This window comes from Bartonella sp. CE47NXGY (genome assembly GCF_042195415.1).
Lineage (GTDB): Bacteria > Pseudomonadota > Alphaproteobacteria > Rhizobiales > Rhizobiaceae > Bartonella.
Genome location: NZ_JBHIOI010000126.1, coordinates 1 through 1,626, shown reverse-complemented (window position 1 = coordinate 1,626; position 1,626 = coordinate 1). Strand labels below are relative to the sequence as shown.

The 1,626-nt window shown below is 32.5% G+C and carries 2 protein-coding genes; both read left to right on the top strand.

All coding sequences use genetic code 11. The features are described 5' to 3' along the window. Window positions 1–323 precede the first annotated feature (323 nt). Window positions 324–782, top strand: coding sequence for a hypothetical protein (locus tag ACFIL3_RS10065; protein ID WP_375612487.1), 459 nt, complete (start codon window positions 324–326; stop codon window positions 780–782). 285 nt (window positions 783–1,067) lie between these two features. Then, complete coding sequence (locus ACFIL3_RS10060; protein ID WP_375682216.1) at window positions 1,068–1,547, top strand: hypothetical protein; 480 nt, start codon at window positions 1,068–1,070, stop codon at window positions 1,545–1,547. The last annotated feature ends 79 nt before the right edge of the window (window positions 1,548–1,626 follow it).

Genomic DNA, 1,626 nt, shown 5'->3' with positions numbered 1-1,626 from the left:
TTTGCAAGTTTTTCAGTGGTTTTCATGTGTGTTTCTTTTTGTAAACAAGACAATAAAAAAACCCCGCAAAAGCAGGGCTCTGAACAATCATATAAACTTATAAGAAAGGTTATACCTTTACCGTAATTCTAGACACAATTCGACTAGTACAGCAACGCCATAAAACACTATTTTTCATATCCTGTCAACAAAAAAATCACGATATTGTATATTTTTTATTTTTTTACCTAAATCTAGTGTCTTTAACAACCAACCACTCACAATTGTATCATCTAAACGAATCAATTATATGACTAGAAACTAATAAAAAGCGGGGGAGAACAATGCGTGATATTGTCATAGTAATAGTGGGTATACTCATCCTATGGGCTATAGTCTCTGACATGCGGGAAGAAGCAGAGAATGGTCGGAATACAGAATTTCAAGGTACTCTTTTATTAGCCATAGTACTTGGGGTGCTTTGGTATCTTGAATTTTCAAGAAACTCTTTATTAGTAGTAGCAATTTTGTTGTTTGCTTGGAGAAATTACCTAGGAATAATAGCAAATTTTGAACATGATCGCTTAGTCGAATACTCTCAGATGGCGTTTGATTATGAGAATGAAAAAATTAATAAAGCGATTATACAACGAAACGAAGCAGTTAAGGAAAACAGTAGGATGGTCGATAGACACTACAAAGCGATTAAGGAACAAGAGAAAATAATTGAGGAATTATACGAAAAGCTTTGGCAACAACAGAAACAGATAATGATAATGGAAAAACAGAATGAATCTGGTTGAGAAAAAAATCAATTAAAAATTCAATACTATGATTAATGATTAATAAAAAGGGGGAGAAAATGTGGTTTATTATAGGAATTGTAATCCTTATCTTAATAATCCCAATATTAATTGATATTATTATATTAGTAATTTACGGCATTGGATTATTTCTAGGGGGCATACTTGAAACTCTAAAAGAGTTCCTAAATTTAGTAGGAAAAATACTATTAACAATAATACTGCCAACGTTAGAAACTATCGATTATGCTTTTACAAAGGATAAAAGCAAATGGAACGAAATAATTGAAAAACGAGAAAGATTTAGAGAACATAAAGCGATTAAGAAAAAAAAACGGAGAAAAAACGATAAATTATTACTTTCGTTTTGCTAAACGCAGCTTATTTTTATTCTTACGCCTTATGGCACTCTCCTATTTCACAGCAGTGGTTACCTTTATAATTATGTTTTCTACAGGGTACATCATTGCTACGTTTTTCCCCCGCTCTTTTGCCCCTTATTTGTTAGGGACAACTATTTTAATGCTTACTCTTCCCCTTACAGTCTGTATGGCACCAATCCAATATAGAATACAAGCGCTACCTGTTTCATTTTTACTACAAACAATGCTTCTCTGGATTCAGTTTCGCGAAAACCTCTCTATGGGTATTGTATTCTATATCGCATTCTTTGAGCTATTCGTATATATATTATTTAGCTTTTCTCACGCAGTATTTATAGCCGAAATATCAGAAGAGCAATCAACTGCCTTTGAAACATTATAACAAACATTTACCATTTAGTTTTTCTGTCAAAATATTTATGAAGCGCGTTAAGAGCGACCCGCAATGAATTCACAAGATG